Here is a 20,331-nt window from a genome sequence, read left to right as displayed (position 1 = left end):
CGGCCAACACGATCAACACGACCTCAGAGCCCACCGGAACCGCCGGGCCCGGGCGCCCCCGTGGACTGCGGGACTTCTACGAGAACCCGTCCGTCCCGGTGGCCTCGGGCGACGCCCGCAGCCTCCGCCAGGCCCGTATCCTCGCCGCCGCGCTCGGCCCCGCGACGACCCGTACCGCCACGGTCCTCGACATCGGCTGCGGCGACGGCACGGCGGCGGCGACCGCGGCTCCGCTCCTCGCGGGCCACCGCGTCGTCGGCGTGGACTGGTCGCAGGACGCCCTGCGGCGCGCGCACGCCCGCCTGCCGTACGCGGTGCGGGGCGAACTCTCCGACGGGGGGCTGCCGTTCGCGGACGGGGCGGCCGACGCCGTGCTGTTCAGCGAGGTCATCGAGCACCTCGTCGATCCGGACAGCGCCCTGGACGAACTGCGCAGGGTCCTCCGGCCGGGCGGGCACCTGATGCTCTCCACGCCGAACCTCGCCGCCTGGTACAACCGCGGCCTGCTCCTCGCCGGTGTCCAGCCCGTCTTCTCCGAGGTGAGCCTGCGCGCCATCCACGGCCGCCCCGGCAAGGAGGTGGTGGGGCACCTGCGGCTGTACACGGCCCGCGCGCTGCGCGAGTTCGTCACGGCCGCCGGGTTCGATGTGGTGCGCCTGTCCGGCGCGCCCTTCCACGGCGTGCCGCGCCCGCTGCGCGCCCTGGACCGGCTGGCCTGCGCCGTGCCCGGCGCCGCATCCATCCTCCTGCTGCACGCCCGAAAGGCCTGAGGCCCGTGTGGTGGGGCGTGGCCGCGGCGCTGTTCGCGAACCTGCTCTACAGCACCGGATTCGTGCTGGAGAAGAAGGCGTTGACGGCCATGCAGGCGGTCAGCGTCCGCAACCCCGCTAGGCTCCTGAGGCAGGTGCTCGGCAGCCCGCTGTGGATCGGCGGTTCACTCTCCCTCGCGGCGGGCTTCGGCGCCCAACTCGCCGTGTACCGCACGCTGCCGATCGCCGCCGCGCAGGGCATCTTCGTATCGGGCCTGGTGCTGCTCCTGCTGCTCTCCTCGGTCCTGCTCGGCGAGCGGACCTCGGGGCGCGAGCGGTACGCGGTCGGCGGGATCCTGCTCGCCCTGCTCATGGTGGTCCTGTCGCTCAGCGACGACAACGACGCGGTCAGCCGCAGCGCGCCCGTGGCGCTGATCCTCACGGTCTGCCTGCCGTCGCTCGCGGCCGGCGTCTGGCTGTACGGCTCGGCGGAGCGGCGCGCCAGGCACCGGCACCGCATGCCGACGGCGGGCGTCGAGTACGGCGTCGCGGTGGGCCTGCTCTACGGGGTCAGCTCGCTGGCCATCAAGGGCGTCTCCAGCTACCTGACGACGGACGACATCGGCGGCGCGCTCGGCGACCTGCTCCGTTCGCCCTACCCCTACCTGCTGCTCTTCACCGGCGCGTTCGGCCTGATCATGTCGCAGGCGGCCCTGCAGCGCTGCCGGGCGTCCCTGATCGTGCCGGTGTGCACGACGGTGACGTCGCTGTTCACGGCCGTGCTCGGGACGCTCGCCTTCGGCGAGGCGCTGCCGCACGAGCCGGTGCGCCTCGCCCTGCGGATCGCGGGCACGGTCCTCGCCGTGTCCGTGCTCCTCGCCATGCCGAAGCACGACGGAACCGCCCCCCACCCCGCTCCCGCCCCCAAGGAGTTGACCAGCGGATGAACCCCGACGACCCGCTCCTCAAGATCCTCGCCTGCCCGCTGGACAAGGGCCCGCTGCACCTGCTGTCCCCGGCGGAGCCCCTCATACCGGAGGAGTCGCTGTACAACCCGCGGCTGCGACGGCGCTATCCGGTCGTCGACGGCATCCCGCAGCTGCTGCCCTCCTCCGGCGAGCAGGTCTCCGAGGACGAGCACGAGCAGCTGATCAAGCGGATGTCCCCGTGACCACGGGGCTGACCACGACGACGAAGGGATGCCCATGACGTTCGCCGCCCGCGTGGCGCCCTACGTCCCCGACCGGCTGATCGCCGCCCTGGCCCGGCTCGTCTACCCCCGCTTCGAACCGGAGCTCGCCCGGCTCGCCGACCTCTGCCCGCCCGGCTGCGGCACGGCCGTGGACGTCGGCGGCTGGTACGGACCGTGGTCGCACCGGCTCGCCTCGCACGCGCGGCGCGTGGTGGCCGTCGAGCCGGTGCCGCACCTGGCGCGCGTCCTCGCCGCCTGCACGCCCGGCAACGTACGGGTGGTGCGGGCCGCGGCGACGGACCATCCGGGCACGGCCCGGCTCTGGCTGCCGGACGGGGACCGGGGCGAGCGGGGCGTGTCGTCGCTCGTGCGCCGCGACATCCACGCCACCGCCGTCGACGTGCCGTGCCTGACCCTGGACGGCCTCGGCCTGCGGGACGTCCACTTCATCAAGATCGACGTGGACGGCAACGAGCTGAAGGTGCTGCGCGGCGCGCACGAGCTGATCGACCGCGACCGCCCGGCGCTCTTCATCGAGCTGGAGTCCCGCATCCAGCCGATCGCCCCGGTCGTGGAGCTCCTGACCCGCCACCACGGCTACCGGGGCTGGGTCCTGCCCCGGCGCACCTGGCTGCCGCTGGCCGCCTTCGATCTGGAGACCCACCAGTCCGGCACGGCGCACGTCGTGTCGCAGGGCCTGCTGCGCCGGGTGCTCACGCCGAGACGTCCCCGGTACGTGAACTCGGTGCTGTTCCTGCCCGAGGGCCACCGCCCGGGAGCGCTCGCGGTGCGCGACGATGGGGTGCATGCCCGCTAGCTCTCCCGGTGGCCCGTTCACCGCCCTCGACTTCCAGTTGGTCCTGCTGCGCCGGATGGCCGACCACAATCCGGACCTGGTGGAGGACGCCCGCCACGAGCTGGGTGTCTCCATCGCCGAGATGCGCGAGGCCAACCGCCGCTGGCAGGCGATGGCGCGCTCGCCGCGCTCCCGGGGCGCCGCCTCCCGCTACCGCTCGGTGCTCGGCGCACCCGAGGCGACGGTCCGCCGCACCATCGGCGACCTGGAGTGCGAGGCGCTGCTCTGGCCGGTCCCGCTCTGGCCCGACCTGCGCTTCGAGGTGCTGCGCGCACCGAACGGCGCCGTGTGGAACGAGTGGCTGGTGCGCGCTCCCGGAGCCCCGCCGCCGCGACTCCGTACGCTCGACGACCTCGCCCCGTGGTCGTGCACGGTCGACGAGGCGGCCCGCGCCTTCGCCCCGGCGCGGCCCATGGAGGGAAGCGCGCCGACGCGGTGGGCCCTGGCGTTCGAGGCGCCCGACGCGAACGGTGAACCGCGCTCCTGCGTGGCGGAGTTCACCTGGGGGCTGCTCCAGCGGGTTGGGGTGCGGGACGCGTGTGCGACGGAGTAGGCGCCTGCCTTCACACACTCGCCGCCTCGATGATCAGCTCCGTGACGCGGGGCAGTGAGCCGGGGTGGAGGCCGAGGAAGAAGTTGGGCTCGACGAGTTCGAGTTCCATGACGCGGGGGTCGCCGTCGGCGCCGTCCACCAGGTCCACGCGCGCGTAGAGCAGGTCGGGCGATCCAGGAACGGCCGCCAACGCCCGCGCTGCCACGTCGAGTTCAGCGCCGGTGGGCTCCCAGGGCCGCAGGTCGGGGTGCGGCATCTTGGGGTCGTCGTACGCCGTGCCGGGCGCGAGCACCGCGCCCTTCTGTATGGCGTGCAGGAACTGTCCGCCGAAGAAGACGAGGGCACGCTCACCGGTGACGTCGATGCGCTCCAGGTAGGGCTGGACCATGGCGGTGAAGCCCTCGGCGTGCAGGTGGGCGAGGTGCGCCAGGGCCGCGTCCCGCTCGTCCGCGCGGTACCGCGCGGCATTCCGGGCACCGGCCCCGGAGGCCGGTTTGACGACGAACTCGCTATCAGTGTGCGGCAGTTCCGCTCCCTGGCCGGGCGCGCGGTAGTACGTCGGCACGACCGGCACTCCGGCCTCGGCCAGCTCGCCCAGATAGCGCTTGTCGGTGTTCCACCGCACGACGTCCGCGGGGTTGGCGAGCCGGGTGAGCCGGGCGCACCGCTCGGCCCACGCCACGTACTCGGCGGTGCGCCAGCTGTAGTCCCAGGTGGACCTGATCACCGCGAGGTCGAAGCCGGACCAGTCGACGTCCGGGTCGTCCCAGCCGACGACGCGGACTTCGGCCCCCGCGTCGCCGAGGGCCTTCGCCAGGACGGGCAGATCGGTGTCGTACTCCGGCTGCGGCCTGCGGGTGACCAGCGCGATACGGGGGCTTGCCATGGGGAGTTCTCCTTCGCGTACACCACATACACCGATCGAACGCGCAGGCTAGCAACCGCGACCGGTGCGGCTCGGAGAATGCTCGGAGGATGAGAGTCTGTGTGCTCCGGGCCGCCCTTGCCCGCGAGGCAAAAGCCGGGACCCGCTCTTGTTCGCGGACTCCAACATCTGCTTATGATTCAGCGGTGTTCGACTCACGGCACATCAAGACGTTCCACGAGGTGGTCCGCGTCGGGTCGTACTCGGCGGCCGCCCGCTCCCTCGGCTATACGCAACCGGCGATCACCCAGCAGATGAAGGCCCTGGAACGGTCCGTCGGCACCCCGCTGTTCACCCGGGTCGGCCGCCAGATGCGGCTGACGGAGGCCGGCGAGGCGCTGTCCCGGCACGCGGGGATCATCCTGGACGACATCTCCGCCGCCCAGCAGCAGATGACCGCGATCACGCGGCTGCGCTCGGGCCGGGTGCGGGTCTGCGCCTTCCCCAGCGCCAACGCGACCCTCATCCCGGAGGCCCTGGCCCGGCTGGCCTCGGGCTATCCGGGGGTGCGCGTGGAGCTCCTGGAGGAGGAGCCGCCCGAATCGCTGCGGCGCGTGGTGCGCGGCGAGTGCGACATCACACTCGCCTTCACCTATCCCGGCCTGCACGACGAGGTGCCGGACGAGCTGGCGGAGATCCCGCTGATGGAGGACCAGCTGACCGTGCTGCTGCCCGCCGGCCACCGGATGGCGCGCCAGCGTTCGGTCAAGCTCGCCGAGCTCGCGGAGGAGCGGTGGATCGCCGGCTGCCCGCGCTGCCGCGCCAACTTCCTGCACGAGTGCGCCGAGCTGGGCTTCGCCCCCGACATCGCCTTCACCACCGACGACAACCTGGTGGTGCAGAGCCTGGTCGCGGAGGGGCTCGGCATCGCGATGATGCCGGGGCTCGTCCTGAACTTCCTCTGCCACGGCAAGGTGACGGGCCGCGCCCTGGACCCCGCGTCGCGGCGCCAGGTGTCGGCGTACGTCCTCAAGGACCATCTGCGGATCCCGGCCACCGCCCTGGTCCTCGACGAACTGAAGACGGTCGCCGCCAACCGCGTCGGCTGCTGAGCACCTCCCTGCGCCCCCGCGCCCCCTCGTATCCATAAGCGCAAGTTGGGGGGTTGCCAAAAGACTGTCGTTGGACGTGATGGATCGGGCGGCGCGACGCTGCCGGTATGAGCACTCCGATCGCGTACCGGCCCGCCCGGACCACAGAGCGCCTCGACACCCTCGTCGCCGACGTGCGCGAGGCCGTGGGGCGCGGCCTGCCTCCCGACCTGACCGCGTACCTCGTGGGCGAGCGGCTCGCCCCGCACCTCGGCGCCGCCGACCTGCTCACCGAGGAGCAGCGCGAGGGTGACCCCGAGCGGTACCGCCAGCACGTCCTGCACGCCGAGCAGGACGGCAGCTTCTCGCTGGTGGCGCTGGTGTGGCTGCCGGGGCAGCGGACCTCGGTCCACGACCACGTGTCGTGGTGCGTGACCGGCGTGCACGAGGGCGAGGAGCAGGAGCGCCGCTACCGTCTGGTGCCCGCCGCCGGGGCCGGTGGCACCGCCCGGCTCGTCGCCACCGAGGACGTCGTCAACCCGCGCGGTTCGGTCTGCGGCTTCGCGCCGCCCGGCGACATCCACCGGGTGTGGAACGCCTGCGGTACGCGCGCGATATCGATCCACGTCTACGGCGCGGACATCGCCCGCCTCGGCAGCAGTGTCCGCCGGGTGTACGAGCTCCCGGCCGACCGGTAATGGCGCTGCTCGGGGAGCGCCCCGCCTCCCGTACGACACCCGCCGCCGCACCCGGCGCCCCACCCGCCGTCCGCGCTCCCGGGAAGCTGCCGGGCCTGGCGCTCGCCGTGCTCGGCGTCGGCGTCGCCTGGGGCGTGCACCGGCTCGTGCCCGGGGTGCCGATGCTCACCGCGGCGGTGGTCCTCGGCATCGCGGCGGCCCATCTGCCGGGCGCCGCGCACACGTTCGTCCGCGGTCCCGGCAAGGCGGGCCTCACGTTCGCCGGGAAGCGGCTGATGCGCGTCGGCATCGTGCTGCTCGGCCTGAAGCTGAGCCTGGACGACGTGCTCGGCCTCGGCTGGGCTTCGGTCGCGATGGTGCTCTGCGTGGTCGCCGTCACCTTCTCCGGCACCTGGTGGCTGGGCCGCCGCATGGGGCTGCGCGGCGACCAGCCGCTGCTGATCGCCACCGGCTACTCGATCTGCGGCGCGTCCGCGATCGGCGCGGTCAGCGAGGTCTCCGAGAGCGACGAGCGGGACACGGCCACGTCGGTGGCCCTTGTGACCCTGTGCGGCACCCTCGCCATCGCCGTACTACCGCTGCTCCAGCACCCCCTCGGGCTCAGCGACGCGGAGTTCGGGCGCTGGGTCGGGGCGAGCGTGCACGATGTCGGGCAGGTCGTGGCGACCGCACAGACGGCCGGTGCTGGGGCGCTCGGCGACGCGGTCCTGGTCAAGCTGATGCGGGTCGCCCTGCTCGCCCCGCTCGTCGCGGCGCTGGCCCTCTCGGTGCGGGCGCGGCGGCAGGGGCGCGGGGCTGTGGAAGGGACCGCGGGCGGGGCCGCGGAGGGGACCGCGGGCACCAAGCGGCCGCCGCTCGTGCCGCTCTTCGTCGCCGGGTTCCTCGTCATGGTTGCCCTGCGCACCACCGGGTGGCTGCCGGGCGCGGCGATCGAAACGGCGCAGACGGCGCAGGAACTCCTCCTGGCCGCCGCCCTGTTCGGCCTCGGCAGCGCGGTCGACCTGCCGTCCCTGACCCGTACCGGCGGCCGGGTGGCGGCGCTCGGGCTCTTCTCGTGGGTCGTGATCGCGGGGGTGTCGTACGCGGGCGTACTGCTGACGTACTGACCGAACCGACCGACGCGCATGCGAACAACGGAAGCGAACGACTGGGCAGTTGTTCCCTGGAACAGGTGATCGTCGCGCCAGGAATTGCGCGGGGCCCCTGCGGTTGACGATGCTTACGGTGCGCGAGCGACGGGCTGCAGACCGTGACCGCACCCCGGCCCATGTCCCATACAGGGCCGGTGAGTTGGGCCCGGTCCCACGGGTCCGACCTTCCGATGAGTCCCACAAGGAGAAGCACCACCATGAACCTCATCACCGACGTCGTCGCCGGTCTCGCCCACTTCCTCGGCTGGCTGGTCTGACGTCACCCGCATCCGTACGCGGCGGCGCCGCCTCCCCCGTCCCACGGGAGGCGGCGTCGCCGTGTACGGATGCGGGCCGATCGTGTCGCGATCTACGCTCCGGTGCAGAGACGACGATGAGGAGTACGAGACGTGGACCCCCTCTTCCCGGCCCTGAACGCCGCGCGCGGCGAGGCCCTCCGCTTCGGCGAACGCTCACTGACCTATCCCGACCTTGCCTCAACGACTGGCTCACTGGCGCTACGACTGCGCGCCTCGGGCGCCCACCGGGTCGCCGTCTGGGCGACGCCGTCCATGGAGACGGCCGTGGGCGTGGTCGCCGCGCTGCTCGCCGGGGTACCGGCCGTGCCGCTGAACCCGAAGTCGGGCGACTCCGAACTCACCCACATCCTCCGCGACAGCGCACCCTCGCTGGTACTGGCCGAGCCGGACGCCGAACTGCCGCCCGCCCTCGCCGACTTGGCCCGGCACGACATCGACATACGCCAGGACGGCGGGCCCCCACCGGCAGACCTGCCCGCCGAACCCGCCCCAGAGTCCCCCGCCCTGATCGTCTACACCTCCGGCACCACGGGCCCGCCCAAGGGCGCCGTCCTGCCGCGCCGCGCGATCGCCGCCACGCTGGACGCCCTGGAGGACGCCTGGCAGTGGACCGCCGACGACGTCCTCGTGCACGGCCTGCCGCTCTTCCACGTGCACGGCCTGATCCTCGGCACGCTCGGCCCGCTGCGGCGCGGCGGCTCCGTACGGCACCTCGGGCGGTTCACCACCGAGGGCGTGGCGCGGGCTCTCGGCACCGGGGCGACCATGCTGTTCGGGGTGCCGACGATGTACCACCGGATCGCCGAGGCCCTCCCCGGCGCACCCGAGCTGGCGAAGGCGCTGGCCGGGGCGCGGCTCCTGGTCTCCGGCTCGGCGGCGCTCCCGGTCCACGACCACGAGCGCATCGCGGCGGCCACGGGCCGGCGCGTCATCGAGCGGTACGGCATGACGGAGACCCTGATGAACACGAGTGTGCGGGCCGACGGCGAGCCGCGCGCGGGCACGGTCGGCGTGCCGCTGCCGGGGGTCGGCCTGCGGCTGGTCGACGAGAAGGGCGAGGAGCTCGCGGCGGACGGCGGCCCCGAAGCGGTCGGCGAGATCCAGGTGCGCGGCCCGAATCTCTTCACGGAGTACCTGAACCGCCCGGACGCGACCGCCGAGGCCTTCGCGCCCGGCGGCTGGTTCCGCACCGGCGACATGGCGGTGCGGGACACCGACGGATATGTGCGCATCGTCGGCCGCAAGGCCACCGACCTCATCAAGAGCGGCGGCTACAAGATCGGCGCGGGCGAGATCGAGAACGCGCTGCTCGAACACGAGGGGGTGCGGGAGGCCGCGGTCACCGGTGAGCCGGACCCCGACCTCGGGGAGCGGATCGTGGCGTGGATCGTCCCGGCCGACGCCCAAGCCCCGCCGTCGGCCGATGCGTTGGCCGATCACGTGGCCGCGCGACTGGCCCCGCACAAGCGGCCACGGGTCGTGCGGTACCTGGAGGCGCTGCCCCGCAACGACATGGGCAAGATCATGAAGAGGGCGCTGCGGCCAGTGGGCCCCTCCGGCGGCTGAGGAGCGGGATCCGGGGCGGAGCCTCGCGTCGGTGGGTTACGCCGAGCTCCGCCCCGAGCAGGGCACCGGGGCTACCGCACCCCCACCGCCCGCACGATCTCCTGCGAGACGGCCCCGCCCCGGTCATCGCGCGCCGAGGCCCGCAGCGACACGGACTCCGCGCTGTCCGGCACCCTCAACCGCGCCTCCCAGGAAGCCTTCCCACCCTCCCGCTCCAGCGCGACGTCCCGCCACGTCCTGCCCTCGTCGTACGAGACGGACAGCTCGCCGCCCCCGATCCTCCCGGTGTCCCGCGCCCCCTTCACGTACTCGGCGAAGATCCCGACCGGCACGGTACGACCGCCCCGCACCTCGCCCGAGAGGTCCGTGGCCACGTCGAAGCCGAGGTTGAGGAGCGGCAGGAAGGTCTTCCTGTCCGCCGGTGTCTCCTTCGACCTGAAGGTCCACTCGGCGTGGCCCTTCGTCCCGAGCCGCCACCGCTCCGGGTCGAGCGTCGTATCGGTCACGACCTTGTAGGTGTGCTCGGCAGGGTCCGCGTCCCACACGTACACGGCCGGACCCATGCTCCGGTCGGCGCTCACCCCGTCCACGAAGACCTCGCTGACCTGCGTCATCGAGTCCTCGTTCCAGACGTCGCCGAAGCCGGTGTGGTCGGGGCCCGAGTCGCCCCAGCCGGGCACGTCGAACTCCAGGTCGTTGCCCCTGCGCTGCTGGCCCCAGCCGAGGCCGGTGCCGAGCCAGGGGTGCAGGACCGGCTTGAACCAGTCCAGCTCGGTGTGCCCGCCGCCCCGGTAGGCGACGAGGCCGCCGCGCTCCTCCAGCGCGCCGGGACCGGTGGTCACGGACTCGTGCCACAGCTGGCCGCGCCCGGCCGAGACGTACTCCGTCCGCTCGGCCGGGTAGTCGATCTTCTCCTGGAAGCCGAGGCCGACGGGGAAGGTGTCGGTGATCGAGTAGCGGAACTCACCGCCCGTCGCGGGCTTCACCGCGTGGTAGGCGGTGCCGAGGACGGCCAGCTCACTCTTCTCCGGCTCGTACGTGAGGTCCTCGGGCACGGCGCCCTTGTGGCCCTCGGAAAGGTCATACACATAAGGGGTGTTGACGGTGCCGGTGTTCTCGATCCTCCTGCCCGCCTTCGCCGCCGCGACGAGCCTGGCCCCGTCCGCCGCGTCGACCGTGGCGATCTGCAACGGCCGATCGCCGTTGTCGTCGGTGCCGAACCAGGCGTTGAGGCGCCCCGGCCGGTCATCCGTCACGAACAGCGCCTTCGCGCCCGCGTCCTGCGCGGCCTGCCCGAGCCGCGCCGGGGAGAGCTCGCCGGTGCGGCGCACCACGACGGCCCTGCCCCGGACGTCCTTCCCCTCGTACGCGGCCGGCGCGCCGTCGCCCGCGTCCACCAGGGACCAGCGGCTGCGCCCCTCGGCGATCGTGCCGCCGGGCTGCGCGACGGCCTCGCCGATGCCCCGCACGTCCACAAGGGGCTTGCCGAGGCGCCAGACGGTCCGGTACTCGAAGCTGCCCTCGGTGACCTTCCGGGTGGGCGCGGCGAAGACGCTGTCGTACTTCACCGGCACCTGGACGGCGCCCACCAGGTCGGCGCCGCCTGCCGTCCGGTCGTACTCCATCAGGAGCTGCCGGGTCTCGGTGCGCCGGTCCACGGCCGCCCTGATCTCGCGCAGCTTCCGCCCGTCGAGGGTGATCTCGCGGTCCCGGTCGAGGGTGATCTGCGGGTCGGCGAGGAAGCCGAGCCCGAGGGAGTCCTCGCCGCCGGCCCCGCGCACGTCGAGAAAGGTCGAGAGGGCGTACGTGCCCGGTTCCAGGCGCAGTTCCAGGGTGCCGGAGTCGCCGACAGCGGCCGGGAACGGCTCGGTCCCCTCGGCGAGGCGCTGCACCACGAGGTCGGCGGGTGTCGCGGCGCCGTCGCGGTCCTTGACGCGGACGGTGAGCGTGTACCGCTCCTCCTCCTTGACCAGGCCGAACGCCGTGTGGGCGACCTCCTTGCCGCCGCTGCTCGCGACGACGGCGCCGCTGGTGTTCCCGACGGGCGCCTCGGCCGCGTCCCCGGTGACGGTGGTCGACGCGGTGCCGTGCGCCGGGACGGTGAGGGTGGAGTCGGCGAGGGTGACGACTCCGTCGGCGGCACCTCGCGCGTCCAGGCTCAACGCGACCGGTTCGTCAGAGCCGTTGGCGTACGTGAGGGTCTTGGCGACCGGCTTGTCGGTGTCGTACGGCCAGCCGTGGAAGCCGAGGTCGACGCTGCCGGTCGCGGTGACCTTCGCGTCGACGGCGTCGGGCACGCTGACCCGTCCGGCCCCCAGCACATAGGCGGGCGCGCCGAGTTGTTTCGCGCTGGACATCAGGGCGTCCTTGAGCCGGGCGCCCGTCCAGTCGGGGTGCCGCTCGGCGAGCAGGGCGGCGGCGCCCGCGACGTGCGGCGTCGCCATCGACGTACCGCTCATCCCGGTGTAGAGGCCGGTGCCGCCCGCAAGTTGGGAACGGGCCGCGAGGATGTCCACGCCGGGCGCCGACAGGTCGGGCTTGAGCGCGTGGTCACCGGCGCGCGGTCCCTGTCCCGTGAAGTACGCGGCCTCGTCGCGGGAGTCGACGGCGCCGACGGTCAGCGCGGCGTCGGCGGCACCGGGCGAGCCGATGGACGAGGGCGCGCCCGTGTTCCCCGCGGCGATGACGAAGAGGGCGCCGGTCTCCTTGGAGAGGGAGTTGACGGCGACGGCCATCGGGTCGGTCCCGTCACTGGCCTCCTGCGAGCCGAGGCTCATGGACACGACCTTGGCGCCGACGTCCTTCGCGGCCCACTCCATACCGGCGATGATCTCGGACTCGCTGCCGGAACCGTCGTCGCCGAGCACCTTGCCGACGGCGAGCGAGGCGCCCGGCGCGACGCCCTTCTCCTTCGCGCCCTCGGAGCCCGCCCCGCTGCCGCCGACGGTGGAGGCGACGTGGGTGCCGTGGCCGTTGCGGTCGGCCACCTCCTCGCCCGGAACGAAGCTCCTGCTCTCGTCGACGCGCCCCTTGAGGTCCGGGTGCCCGGCGTCGACCCCGGTGTCGAGGACGGCGACCTTCACGCCCTTGCCCGTGAGCCCGGCCGCCCAGGCCTTCGGGGTGCCGATCTGCTCGTTGCTCCGCGCCATGTCGGCCTCGACGCGCCCGTCCAGCCACACCTTGGCGATGCCCGCCGCCCCACCGCGCACGGACCGCCACAGCGCGCCCGGCTCATCGGCCCTGACGGCAACGCCGTCGACGCTCGGCAGGGACCGCACCTTCTCGACCCCGCGCGGCAGTTGGGCGCGTGGGCCGCGGGCCGTGCCGTTGTCGTACGTGACGATGAGGGGCAGCGGGGCGCCCGCCCGGCCCAGCCGGATCAGCTCGGTCACGTCGAACAGCCGCTGGTCGAGGACGCCGGAGCGCAGATATGGCCGCGCCTCGTCCGGTACGACGGTGACGTGCCCGTCCGAGATCAGGCTGCGCACCGCCCCGCTCGCCCCGGCGGGCCGGTCGACGGTGACGGTCCGCCGCCCGCCCGGGAGCCGGGTGACGGTGACCCGGTCGCCGGTGATCAGGGTGACGGTGTGGGCGGAGCGCGCGATACGGGTGGTGGGCGCCGGGGTGCCGCCGCCCGCCGGCCCTTCGGCGGTGGCTTGCTGCCCCGCGGGAAGCAGGGCGAACACGAGACCGGCGGCGGCCACGAGCGGGGCTCTTCGCCGCACGGGGGCTCTGGTCATGGGGCTGCCTCTCTTCGTCGGACCCGGGCGGGGGTGGTGCCGGGCACTGCGAAGAGTGTCGGGGCCCTTGTGGCGTACGGGAGTTGGCGGGACGTGGCGGGAATCCGCCAGGGCACCTACCCGCCGGCGGCGCGGGTTCGCGGCCCCGAGGCCCTCGGTGCGCCGGTGTGGCTGACAGCCACCAGCGGGCTCCGCAACAATGCCGTTGGCAGATGTGGGGCATCGACACAGCTCAACGGGGGCGTCGCATGGACGGGTTGGTGGAGTTCACGACCGAGGACGGCGCGCGGGTCGTCGTCGCCGACGTGGACGACGGCTCCGGCTCCCGCCTCGTCTCCCGCGGCGACGAACCCGCCTTGGCGGCCCGCACGTTCGAGGCGTCGCTCGACGGCGCGCGGGCCGCCGCGGCGTCCGCGCTGCGGGTGTTCCGCGACGGCAGCCTCCGGCCCGACTCGGTCGAGATCGAGTTCGGGGTACGGATGTCGGCGGAGGCAGGCGCCGTGATCGTGAAGGGCCAGGCCGAGGGCCACCTCGTGGTCCGCCTCACCTGGACACCGGACGCGCCCCCGCGGGCTGAGGAGTGGGCCACCGCCGGGACCGCTGCCGGGACCGCCGCGTCGGCAGGTCAGGCAGGCCCGTCGGGGCAGTCGGCGCAGACAGGGCAGTCAAGGGGGACAGGGCAGTCACCGGAGCCGACCGGCGCGCCATGAGCAGCATGTCCTGGCACGCCCGGATCCAGTGCGGCCACGCGAGACGGGCGCGGGCTCCCTGGTCTCCGAGCGCCACCTGCTGACCTGCGCACACGTCGTCCGCGCCAGCGGGGCCCGCGAGGTCACCGTCCGCTTCCCGCACCACAGGCCGCTCGGCGCGGTCGCGGCCGTCGTGAGCGCGCACGGCGGCTGGAACGGCGGGGAGGACGACCCCGGCGACCTCGCCGTCCTCGAACTGGAGTGCCCCGTCCACGTCACCCCGGCCGCCTTCGCCACGCCCGAGGACGCGTACGGCCATCCACGGCCCCGGCTGCTCGTCTACGGGCTCCCGAAGGGGTACGAGGAGGGCACGTTCGCCGAATACCGGGCCACGCGGCCCAGTTGACCGCCACCCGGAACGGCTGTACCGCGACGCGGTGGGCCCGCTCGGTCCGCCGGTGCCGCCGGGGGGGCTTCGCCCCGCTCCGGTCGGCGGCCTGGTACGTGCTCTCCGAGGTCGACGGTCCGGACGCGGTGAGCCGGCTGGCGGACCGCCTGCGCCTGCCGCTCGAAGCGTCCGCGGTCCCCGCACGTCCGCGGCACCCCTGACACCCGCGCCGTCCGCGGTCCCCGGTGGGTCGCCACCTGCCTGGTCGCCGATCCTCGTGGAGATCGACCACAGCGGCGCGGGCGGCAACCGCGTACGGCCCTACGCCGCGCGGAGCCTGGGCATCCCGTTCATCGGGATCGCCGCGGCTGGGCATCCCGTTCATCGGGATCGCCGCGGACAGCCGGGCCCGTCGGCGTCTGCTCGACGCGGGGGCCCGGTTCACCCGCCGACTGCTGTCGGACGTGGTCGGCGCGCTCCACGACATGTGAGACCGCCGACCCCCGGGGGACGAGGGACTGGGGACGAGGGACGGGGGACGGCTGGGCGCGGTCTCCACCGGCGCCGCCCGCCGCGAAACATCACCCGTGCGGCGGCACCCCGCCCGGCTCAGTCCAGCGCGCGTGCCGCCCGCGCCCGCCGCACGATGCGAGAGAGGACCGCTGCCCGGTGGTCCGCACGGTCTGCGCTCTCGGGAGGATCTGCCATGACCGTCAGTCTGGAGCAGTTGCGCCGCTGCCATATCGCCGTAGACCTGGGAGCCTCGCGGACCCGGGTGTTCGTCAAGGGGGTGGGCCTCGTCGTCGACGAGCCGAGCGCCGCCGCCGTCAACACCCGCACGGGCGCGCTCATCGCGGTCGGCCGGTTCGCCGAGGAGATGACGGGACGTACGCCCGCCTACATCCGGGTGGCCCGTCCCGTCTCCGGCGGCACCGTCGTCGACATCGACATGGCGCAGCGCATGCTGCGCAACCTGATCAGCGAGAAGCTGCGCCGCACCCTGCGCCGCAAGCCCCGGCTGCGCGCCGCCGTCTGCACCCCGCACGACGCGGATCCGCTCGCCCAGCGCGCCGCCGTCGAGACCATGGTCGGGCTCGGCGCGCGCCGCGTGGAACTGGTCGACACGCTCATCGCGGCGGCGGTCGGCTGCGGCCTGCCCGTGGAACGTCCCGAAGCGACGATGATCCTCGTCTGCGGCGCCGCGACCACGCAGGTCGCGGTCCTCTCCCTCGGCGCGATCGTGACCGCCGAGCGCATCCCGGTGGGCGGCGAGGCGATCGACAACGCGGTCGTGCAACACCTGCGCCACCACCACGAGTTGATGCTGCCTGCCCAGTCCGTACGCCCTCTCCAGCTCGCCCTGCACGGCAACGGCCTCACGCCGCAGGGCCCGGAGTCGACGGAGATCCACGGCAGGGACGTCGCGACGGGCGCGGCCCGTTCCGTCCGCGTGGAGACGGCCGCGGTCCGCGACGCCATCCACACCCCGCTCACCGCCGTCCTCGACGGCATCGGCAAGGTGCTGCGCGACTGCCCGCCGGATCTGGTGGCCGACCTCGCGGACCGCGGCATCATGATGGTCGGCGGCAGCGCGCTGCTCCCCGGCCTCGACCAGCTGCTGCGGACCGCCACCGGAATGCCCGTACACATCGCGGAGCGACCCGATGTGTGTGCCGTGATGGGACTCGGTGCGATGCTGGAGGGCAAGATCCAACCGCTGTCCCTGGCTCCGCTCTCCGGCTGACCGGGCCGCCGCCCCCACCGACCACGGAGCGCGCAGTACGTGACCGAGATGCCCGAAGGAGCGGACGCGGCACCGCCCTCGCTGCAGCCGATCCTCGAAGCGGTCCTCAGCGTCGGCACGGACCTCGAACTCCGTGCCACGCTCCAGCACATCGTGGACAGCGCGGCGAGGCTGACCGGGGCGGGGCTCGGCACGCTCGGCGTCGACGCCGCCGGTCGCGAGGGTCCGGCCGAGCTCTACGTGGCGGGCGGCCCCGGACGCTTCCCCGAGGGGGTGCCGACCGTGCGGCCGACCGCCGACGGCACGGTCATCGACGTACCGGTATACGTTCACGACGAGCCGTTCGGCACGCTCCTGCTGGCGCGCAAGGAGCGCGGCGGCCCCTTCACGGAGGAGGACCGGCAGCTCCTGCGGGTCCTGGCGAGCCAGGCGGGCATCGCGATCGGCAACGCCCGGCTCTTCGAGGCGGCCCGGCAGCGGGAGCGCTGGATCGAGGGCGCGGCGGCGGTCACCACGGCCCTGCTCACCGGCGAGGCGGCGGCCGACGCGCTGATGACGGTCGCGGACCGGGCGAGGATCCTCGCGGGCGCGGCGGCGGGCGTGATCCTGCAGCCGACGGAGACGGGGGGCATGCGGATCGTGGCGGCGGCCACGGACGGTGCGCCGCACGGCTGGGGCAAGACGGCCGACGCCCGGCCCCGCGGGACGTCATCCGACACGGGCCCCGGCCCCGGTCCCGGCTCCGGCTCCGGCCCGCGCCCGACCGCCCCCGTGTCGCGTCAGGGGAGCACTAGTGCCCCGAACCCACAACCGAAGCCGAAGCCGAAGCCGAAACCACAATTGCAACCGAACTCACACCCCTACCCCCCGAGCCACAACGACCTCATCGGCACCACCATCGAACCCGGCAGCGCGGTGCTCGAGCAGTTGCTCGGTGGGGAGCCCGTCTTCATCGAGGACTCGGCGACCGATCCCCGCATGACGACGCACGTACGCCTCCGCTTCGGCCCCAGCATGATGCTGCCGTTGCAGGCCGGCGGCCGGCTCATCGGCACGCTCGCCCTGCCCCGCCGACGCGGCGCGCCCGCCTACACCGCGGCCGAACGCCTGCTCGCCACGCAGTTCGCCTCGCAGGCCGCACTGGCCCTCGTACTGGCCGACGCCCAGCAGAGCAGGCAACGCCTCGCGGTCTTCGAGGACCGCGACCGCATCGCCCGTGACCTGCACGACCTCGTCGTCCAGCGCCTCTTCGCCACCGGCATGATGCTGGACGCGACCCGCCGCAGGGCCCGGTCGACGAAGGTCGAGTCCACGCTCGATCTCGCCGTCGACGAGCTGGAGTCCACCATCCAGGAGGTGCGCACGGCCATCTTCGCGCTCCAGCAGCCGCCCGCCGACGCCCCGGCCACCTTCCGCGGGAAGGTCCTGCGCGAGACGGCGGGCGCCGCCGCGGTCCTCGGCATCCAGCCGTCGGTGCACTTCGCCGGTGCGGTCGACAACCGGGTCACGGACCCGACCGCCAGCCACCTGCTCGCGGCCCTGCGCCGCGCGCTGGCCGCCACGTCACGCCGCACGGGCGTCACACGGGTCGACGTGGTCATCGACGCGAGGGCGACCCTGCCCGACCACCGGGAGGGAGTACGCCTGACGGTGTACGACGACGGGGACACGGGGGATACGGGCGGCGCGAACGGTACGGAGGCGGGCACGACGGTGACTTGGCAGGCACCGCTGTAATCCCCCCCACAGACCGCCAACCACCCCGACCCCCAAGGCCGAGGCCAACACCAGCAGCACACCAGCACCGACCCCGCCCGGCACCAGCCTCACAACGCCACCACCGAAACCTCCGTAGCCTTCACGCTCGTCCACACCTCCGCCCCGTCCACGAGCCCCAGTTCCAGCGCGGCCTGCGGAGTGATCTCGGCGACCAGGTCGGGCGCCTCGTCCGACGCGATCAGGACGCGCAGCCGGCTCCCGGCGGTGGTGATCTCGCGTACCCGCCCCGGCCATACGTTGCGCGGGCTGCCCTGCGGCCTCTCGCGGTGCACCGACACCGCCTCCGGGGCGATGACCGCGAGCGCCCGCGCCCCCGCCGTCGGCGGGTCGGCGACGACCAGGCGGCCGTCCCCGGCGAGGACGAGCGACCCGTCGGTGTCCGCGGTGCCGGGCCAGGCGTTGCGGCCGAGCATGCGGGCCACCCAGGGCGAGCGCGGGTGCCGGGTGACGTCGGCGGGCGGCGCGTCCTGCAACGTACGGCCTTCGTCGAGTACGAGGACCCGGTCGGCCAGCGACACCGCCTCGACGGGGTCGTGCGTGACGATGAGGCACACCCCGCCGAACCCGTCGAGGTGGCGGCGCAACGTGTGGCGGACGTGGGCGCGGGTGGTCTGGTCGAGGGCGGCGAGCGGTTCGTCGAGGAGCAGCAGCCGGGGCCGCGCCGCCAACGCTCGGGCCAGCGCGACCCGTTGGGCCTGCCCGCCGGACAGCTGGGCGGGCCTGCGGTGCGCGAGATGGCCGACGCCGAGCCGGTCGAGCCAGTCCTGCGCGTCGCGGCGGGCCTCGGCGCGCCGGACGCCCTGCGCGCGCAGCCCGTAGGCGGTGTTGCCGAGGGCGTTCAAGTGGGGGAAGAGCGCGCCTTCCTGGGGGACCCAGGCGACGCCGCGGCGGTGCGGCGGCAGCGCGGTGACGTCGCGCTCACCGAGCCGCAGGCGGGCGTGGGCGCGCGGGGTCAGACCGAGCAGGGCGCGCAGCAGCGTGGTCTTGCCCGCGCCGTTGGGCCCGACGACGGCGATGGTGGTGCCGGGCTCGGCGTCCAGGGTGAGCTCGTTGTGCCCGGTCACGTCGGCGTGCAGGGCCCAGCGCTCCTGCGGGGCCGGGGTTTTGACGAGCGGCGCGGGGGGCGTCGCCAGAGGGTCGTCCCCCTCCTCGGAGTCGGCGGGCCGCTCCCGTACGCGTACGGAGGGGGCCCCCGTCGTCCACCGCCCCCGCAGCCCGGCCAGTACGGCCATCGCGATGGCGAGCAGCAGCAGCGACAGCGAGGTCGCGGCCTCCGGCGAGTCCTGGAGCAGCAGGTACACCTGGAGCGGCAGGGTCTGGGTGGTGCCGGGCAGGTTGCCCGCGAAGGTGATCGTGGCGCCGAACTCGCCGAGGGCCCGCGCCCAGGTCAGCGCGGCGCCCGCGACGAGCCCGGGGGCGACCATCGGCAGGGTGACGGTGAGGAACACCCGTACCGGGGAGGCCCCGAGCGAGGCCGCCGTCTCCTCGAAGCCGGGCCGCAGCCCGCCGAGGGCGCCCTCGAGACTGATGACGAGGAACGGCATGGCCACGAACGTCGCCGCGACGACCGCGCCCGACGTGTGGAAGGGCAGCACGATCCCGAAGGTGTCCTCCAGCCAGGGCCCGAGAAGGCCGCGCCGCCCGAACCCGAGGAGGAGCGCGACGCCGCCGACGGTGGGCGGCAGCACCATCGGCAGCAGAACGAGGGACCGTACGAGCGCCTTCCCGCGGAACTCGACCCGGGCGAGGAGCCAGGCCAGTGGCACCCCGAGCACCAGCGAGAGCCCGAGCGCCCAGAAGGACACGAGCAGGGACAGCTTGAGGGCCTGGGTGACGCCGGGGGTGCTCAGATGCGTGCCGAGGTCGCCCCACTCGGTCCTGGCGAGGATGCCGACGAGCGGCATCAGCAGGAACGCGACGGCGAGCAGGGCGGGAACGGCGAGCGTCAGCGGCGCGCGGGGACGCGTGCGAGGGCGGCGGCGGTTCATGGTGAATGTGCAGGCTACGGCTTCTGGAAACCCGCGTCGCGCAGGAGCTTCTGCGCCTGAGGCGTGCTGAGCCACTTGACGAACGCGGCGGCGGCGTCACCGTTCTTCGAGCCCTTGAGGGTGGCGGCCGGGTAGGAGGCGACGGCGTTCTGCGCGTCGGGGATCTCGACGGCGTCGACCTTGTCGGTCGCGGTGGCGGCGTCCGTACGGTAGACGATGCCGGCGTCGGCCTCACCGAGCTCCACCTTGCTGAGCACGGAGCGGACGTTGGCCTCCTTGGAGACCGGCTTCACCTTGACGCCCTGCTTGTCCAGGACCTGCTTGCTGTAGCGGCCGACGGGCACGGTGTCGTCGGCGAGGACGACCTTCAGCTTGCTGTCGCCCAGATCCTTCAGCCCCTTCACCTTGTCCGGGTTGCCTTCGCGGGTGGCGATGACGAGGCGGTTCTTGGCGATGACGGTAGGGGCGCCGGTCTCACCCGTGAGCCCCTCCATGGTCTTGGTGTCGGCGGTGACGAGGACGTCGGCGGGCGCCCCCTGCTTGACCTGCGCGGCGAGCTCCTGCGAACCGGCCGCGGAGACCGTGATGTCCGTGCCCGGGTGCGCCTTCTCGTACGCCTTCTCGGCGGCGGCGAAGACATCGGTGAGCGACGAGGCGGCAAGAACGGTGAGCTTCACGTCCTTGCCCCCGCCCTTCTTCTCGCTCCCGCTGTCGTCATCGCTCCCACAGGCGGCGAGCGGAACGAGCAGCGCGGCGGTCACGACGGCGGCGGCGGTACGGCGGACGGTGCGGGCGGGGAACTTCGGGGACATGGCAGAGCTCCTGGCGAAATGGTGAGCGGCGAACGGAGAAGGCGGAAGGGACCCGCAACGAACCGAGCCTTTGCTCAGAGCCTGTGTCATATCCCCGGCCGGGTGGTCGCCGCCTGGCACGCACGCTCGCCGCGTTGCCGAAAAGCCCTAGTAGCTCCGCTACAAGGACTT

Annotated in this window: 18 protein-coding genes; 14 read left to right on the top strand and 4 right to left on the bottom strand. The window is 73.7% G+C overall.

Annotation, left to right across the window (positions count from 1 at the left end):
* Positions 1-11 precede the first annotated feature (11 nt).
* From ACFVYR_RS35370 to ACFVYR_RS35350, 5 genes are read left to right on the top strand one after another with little or no spacing between them, the layout of a single operon-like run.
* Complete coding sequence (locus ACFVYR_RS35370; RefSeq protein ID WP_384255399.1) at positions 12-770, top strand: class I SAM-dependent methyltransferase; 759 nt, start codon at positions 12-14, stop codon at positions 768-770.
* Positions 771-787: 17 nt separating this feature from the next.
* On the top strand, positions 788-1,696 hold the full coding sequence (locus tag ACFVYR_RS35365; RefSeq protein WP_384255368.1) for a hypothetical protein: 909 nt from the start codon (positions 788-790) through the stop codon (positions 1,694-1,696).
* Positions 1,693-1,920 (top strand): Trm112 family protein, encoded by a 228-nt coding sequence (locus ACFVYR_RS35360; protein ID WP_384255366.1) that lies wholly within the window; start codon positions 1,693-1,695, stop codon positions 1,918-1,920. Before ACFVYR_RS35365 ends, ACFVYR_RS35360 begins: the two co-directional genes overlap by 4 nt.
* 28 nt (positions 1,921-1,948) lie before the next feature.
* Positions 1,949-2,758 (top strand): FkbM family methyltransferase, encoded by an 810-nt coding sequence (locus ACFVYR_RS35355; protein WP_384255365.1) that lies wholly within the window; start codon positions 1,949-1,951, stop codon positions 2,756-2,758.
* Positions 2,739-3,350, top strand: coding sequence for a hypothetical protein (locus tag ACFVYR_RS35350; RefSeq protein ID WP_384255362.1), 612 nt, complete (start codon positions 2,739-2,741; stop codon positions 3,348-3,350). The genes ACFVYR_RS35355 and ACFVYR_RS35350 overlap by 20 nt, the downstream gene beginning before the upstream one ends.
* 10 nt (positions 3,351-3,360) lie before the next feature.
* Here ACFVYR_RS35350 and ACFVYR_RS35345 read toward each other — a convergent pair whose 3' ends face one another.
* Positions 3,361-4,236 carry a RimK family alpha-L-glutamate ligase gene (locus tag ACFVYR_RS35345; protein ID WP_384255359.1) on the bottom strand — a complete coding sequence of 292 codons (876 nt, stop codon included), beginning with the start codon at positions 4,234-4,236 and terminating at the stop codon, positions 3,361-3,363.
* 185 nt (positions 4,237-4,421) lie between these two features.
* On the opposite strand from ACFVYR_RS35345, the gene ACFVYR_RS35340 reads away from it, so the two are divergent.
* The 5 genes from ACFVYR_RS35340 (at position 4,422) to ACFVYR_RS35320 (ending at position 9,020) form a co-directional block, all read left to right on the top strand.
* Positions 4,422-5,327: a LysR family transcriptional regulator gene (locus tag ACFVYR_RS35340; RefSeq protein ID WP_384255357.1), complete on the top strand. Its 906-nt coding sequence runs from the start codon at positions 4,422-4,424 to the stop codon at positions 5,325-5,327.
* Positions 5,328-5,434: 107 nt separating this feature from the next.
* Complete coding sequence (locus tag ACFVYR_RS35335) at positions 5,435-6,004, top strand: cysteine dioxygenase (protein ID WP_384255355.1); 570 nt, start codon at positions 5,435-5,437, stop codon at positions 6,002-6,004.
* Complete coding sequence (locus ACFVYR_RS35330; RefSeq protein ID WP_384255352.1) at positions 6,004-7,110, top strand: YeiH family protein; 1,107 nt, start codon at positions 6,004-6,006, stop codon at positions 7,108-7,110. The genes ACFVYR_RS35335 and ACFVYR_RS35330 overlap by 1 nt, the downstream gene beginning before the upstream one ends.
* Positions 7,111-7,289: 179 nt before the next feature.
* Entirely contained in the window at positions 7,290-7,412 is a 123-nt protein-coding gene (locus ACFVYR_RS35325; protein ID WP_384255350.1) for a hypothetical protein, read from the top strand.
* Positions 7,413-7,544: 132 nt separating this feature from the next.
* Entirely contained in the window at positions 7,545-9,020 is a 1,476-nt protein-coding gene (locus tag ACFVYR_RS35320) for an acyl-CoA synthetase (protein ID WP_384255347.1), read from the top strand.
* Between the two features lie 71 nt (positions 9,021-9,091).
* Here ACFVYR_RS35320 and ACFVYR_RS35315 read toward each other — a convergent pair whose 3' ends face one another.
* Positions 9,092-12,760, bottom strand: a complete 3,669-nt coding sequence (locus ACFVYR_RS35315; RefSeq protein WP_384255345.1) for a S8 family serine peptidase — start codon at positions 12,758-12,760, stop codon at positions 9,092-9,094.
* Positions 12,761-13,008: 248 nt separating this feature from the next.
* Between ACFVYR_RS35315 and ACFVYR_RS35310 the strand changes: the two genes are divergently transcribed.
* From ACFVYR_RS35310 to ACFVYR_RS35295, 4 genes are all read left to right on the top strand, one after another.
* Positions 13,009-13,470: a CU044_2847 family protein gene (locus ACFVYR_RS35310; protein ID WP_384255342.1), complete on the top strand. Its 462-nt coding sequence runs from the start codon at positions 13,009-13,011 to the stop codon at positions 13,468-13,470.
* Positions 13,471-13,498: 28 nt separating this feature from the next.
* On the top strand, positions 13,499-13,855 hold the full coding sequence (locus ACFVYR_RS35305; protein ID WP_384255340.1) for a trypsin-like serine protease: 357 nt from the start codon (positions 13,499-13,501) through the stop codon (positions 13,853-13,855).
* 688 nt (positions 13,856-14,543) lie between these two features.
* Entirely contained in the window at positions 14,544-15,581 is a 1,038-nt protein-coding gene (locus ACFVYR_RS35300) for a rod shape-determining protein (protein WP_384255337.1), read from the top strand.
* A gap of 48 nt (positions 15,582-15,629) precedes the next feature.
* On the top strand, positions 15,630-17,318 hold the full coding sequence (locus ACFVYR_RS35295) for a GAF domain-containing protein (RefSeq protein ID WP_384255396.1): 1,689 nt from the start codon (positions 15,630-15,632) through the stop codon (positions 17,316-17,318).
* Positions 17,319-17,407: 89 nt separating this feature from the next.
* Here ACFVYR_RS35295 and ACFVYR_RS35290 read toward each other — a convergent pair whose 3' ends face one another.
* Together ACFVYR_RS35290 and modA are read right to left on the bottom strand one after the other, a co-directional pair.
* Positions 17,408-19,348 carry an ABC transporter permease gene (locus ACFVYR_RS35290; RefSeq protein ID WP_384255335.1) on the bottom strand — a complete coding sequence of 647 codons (1,941 nt, stop codon included), beginning with the start codon at positions 19,346-19,348 and terminating at the stop codon, positions 17,408-17,410.
* A 14-nt stretch (positions 19,349-19,362) separates the two neighbouring features.
* A complete protein-coding gene (gene modA, locus ACFVYR_RS35285; RefSeq protein WP_384255333.1) occupies positions 19,363-20,160 on the bottom strand; it encodes a molybdate ABC transporter substrate-binding protein in 798 nt (265 codons plus the stop codon).
* Between the last annotated feature and the right edge of the window lie 171 nt (positions 20,161-20,331).

This window comes from Streptomyces sp. NPDC058284, from assembly GCF_042881135.1.
Classification (GTDB): domain Bacteria; phylum Actinomycetota; class Actinomycetes; order Streptomycetales; family Streptomycetaceae; genus Streptomyces.
Note: the sequence above shows the minus strand (reverse complement) of the source record. Positions and strands in the feature narration are given on the sequence as shown.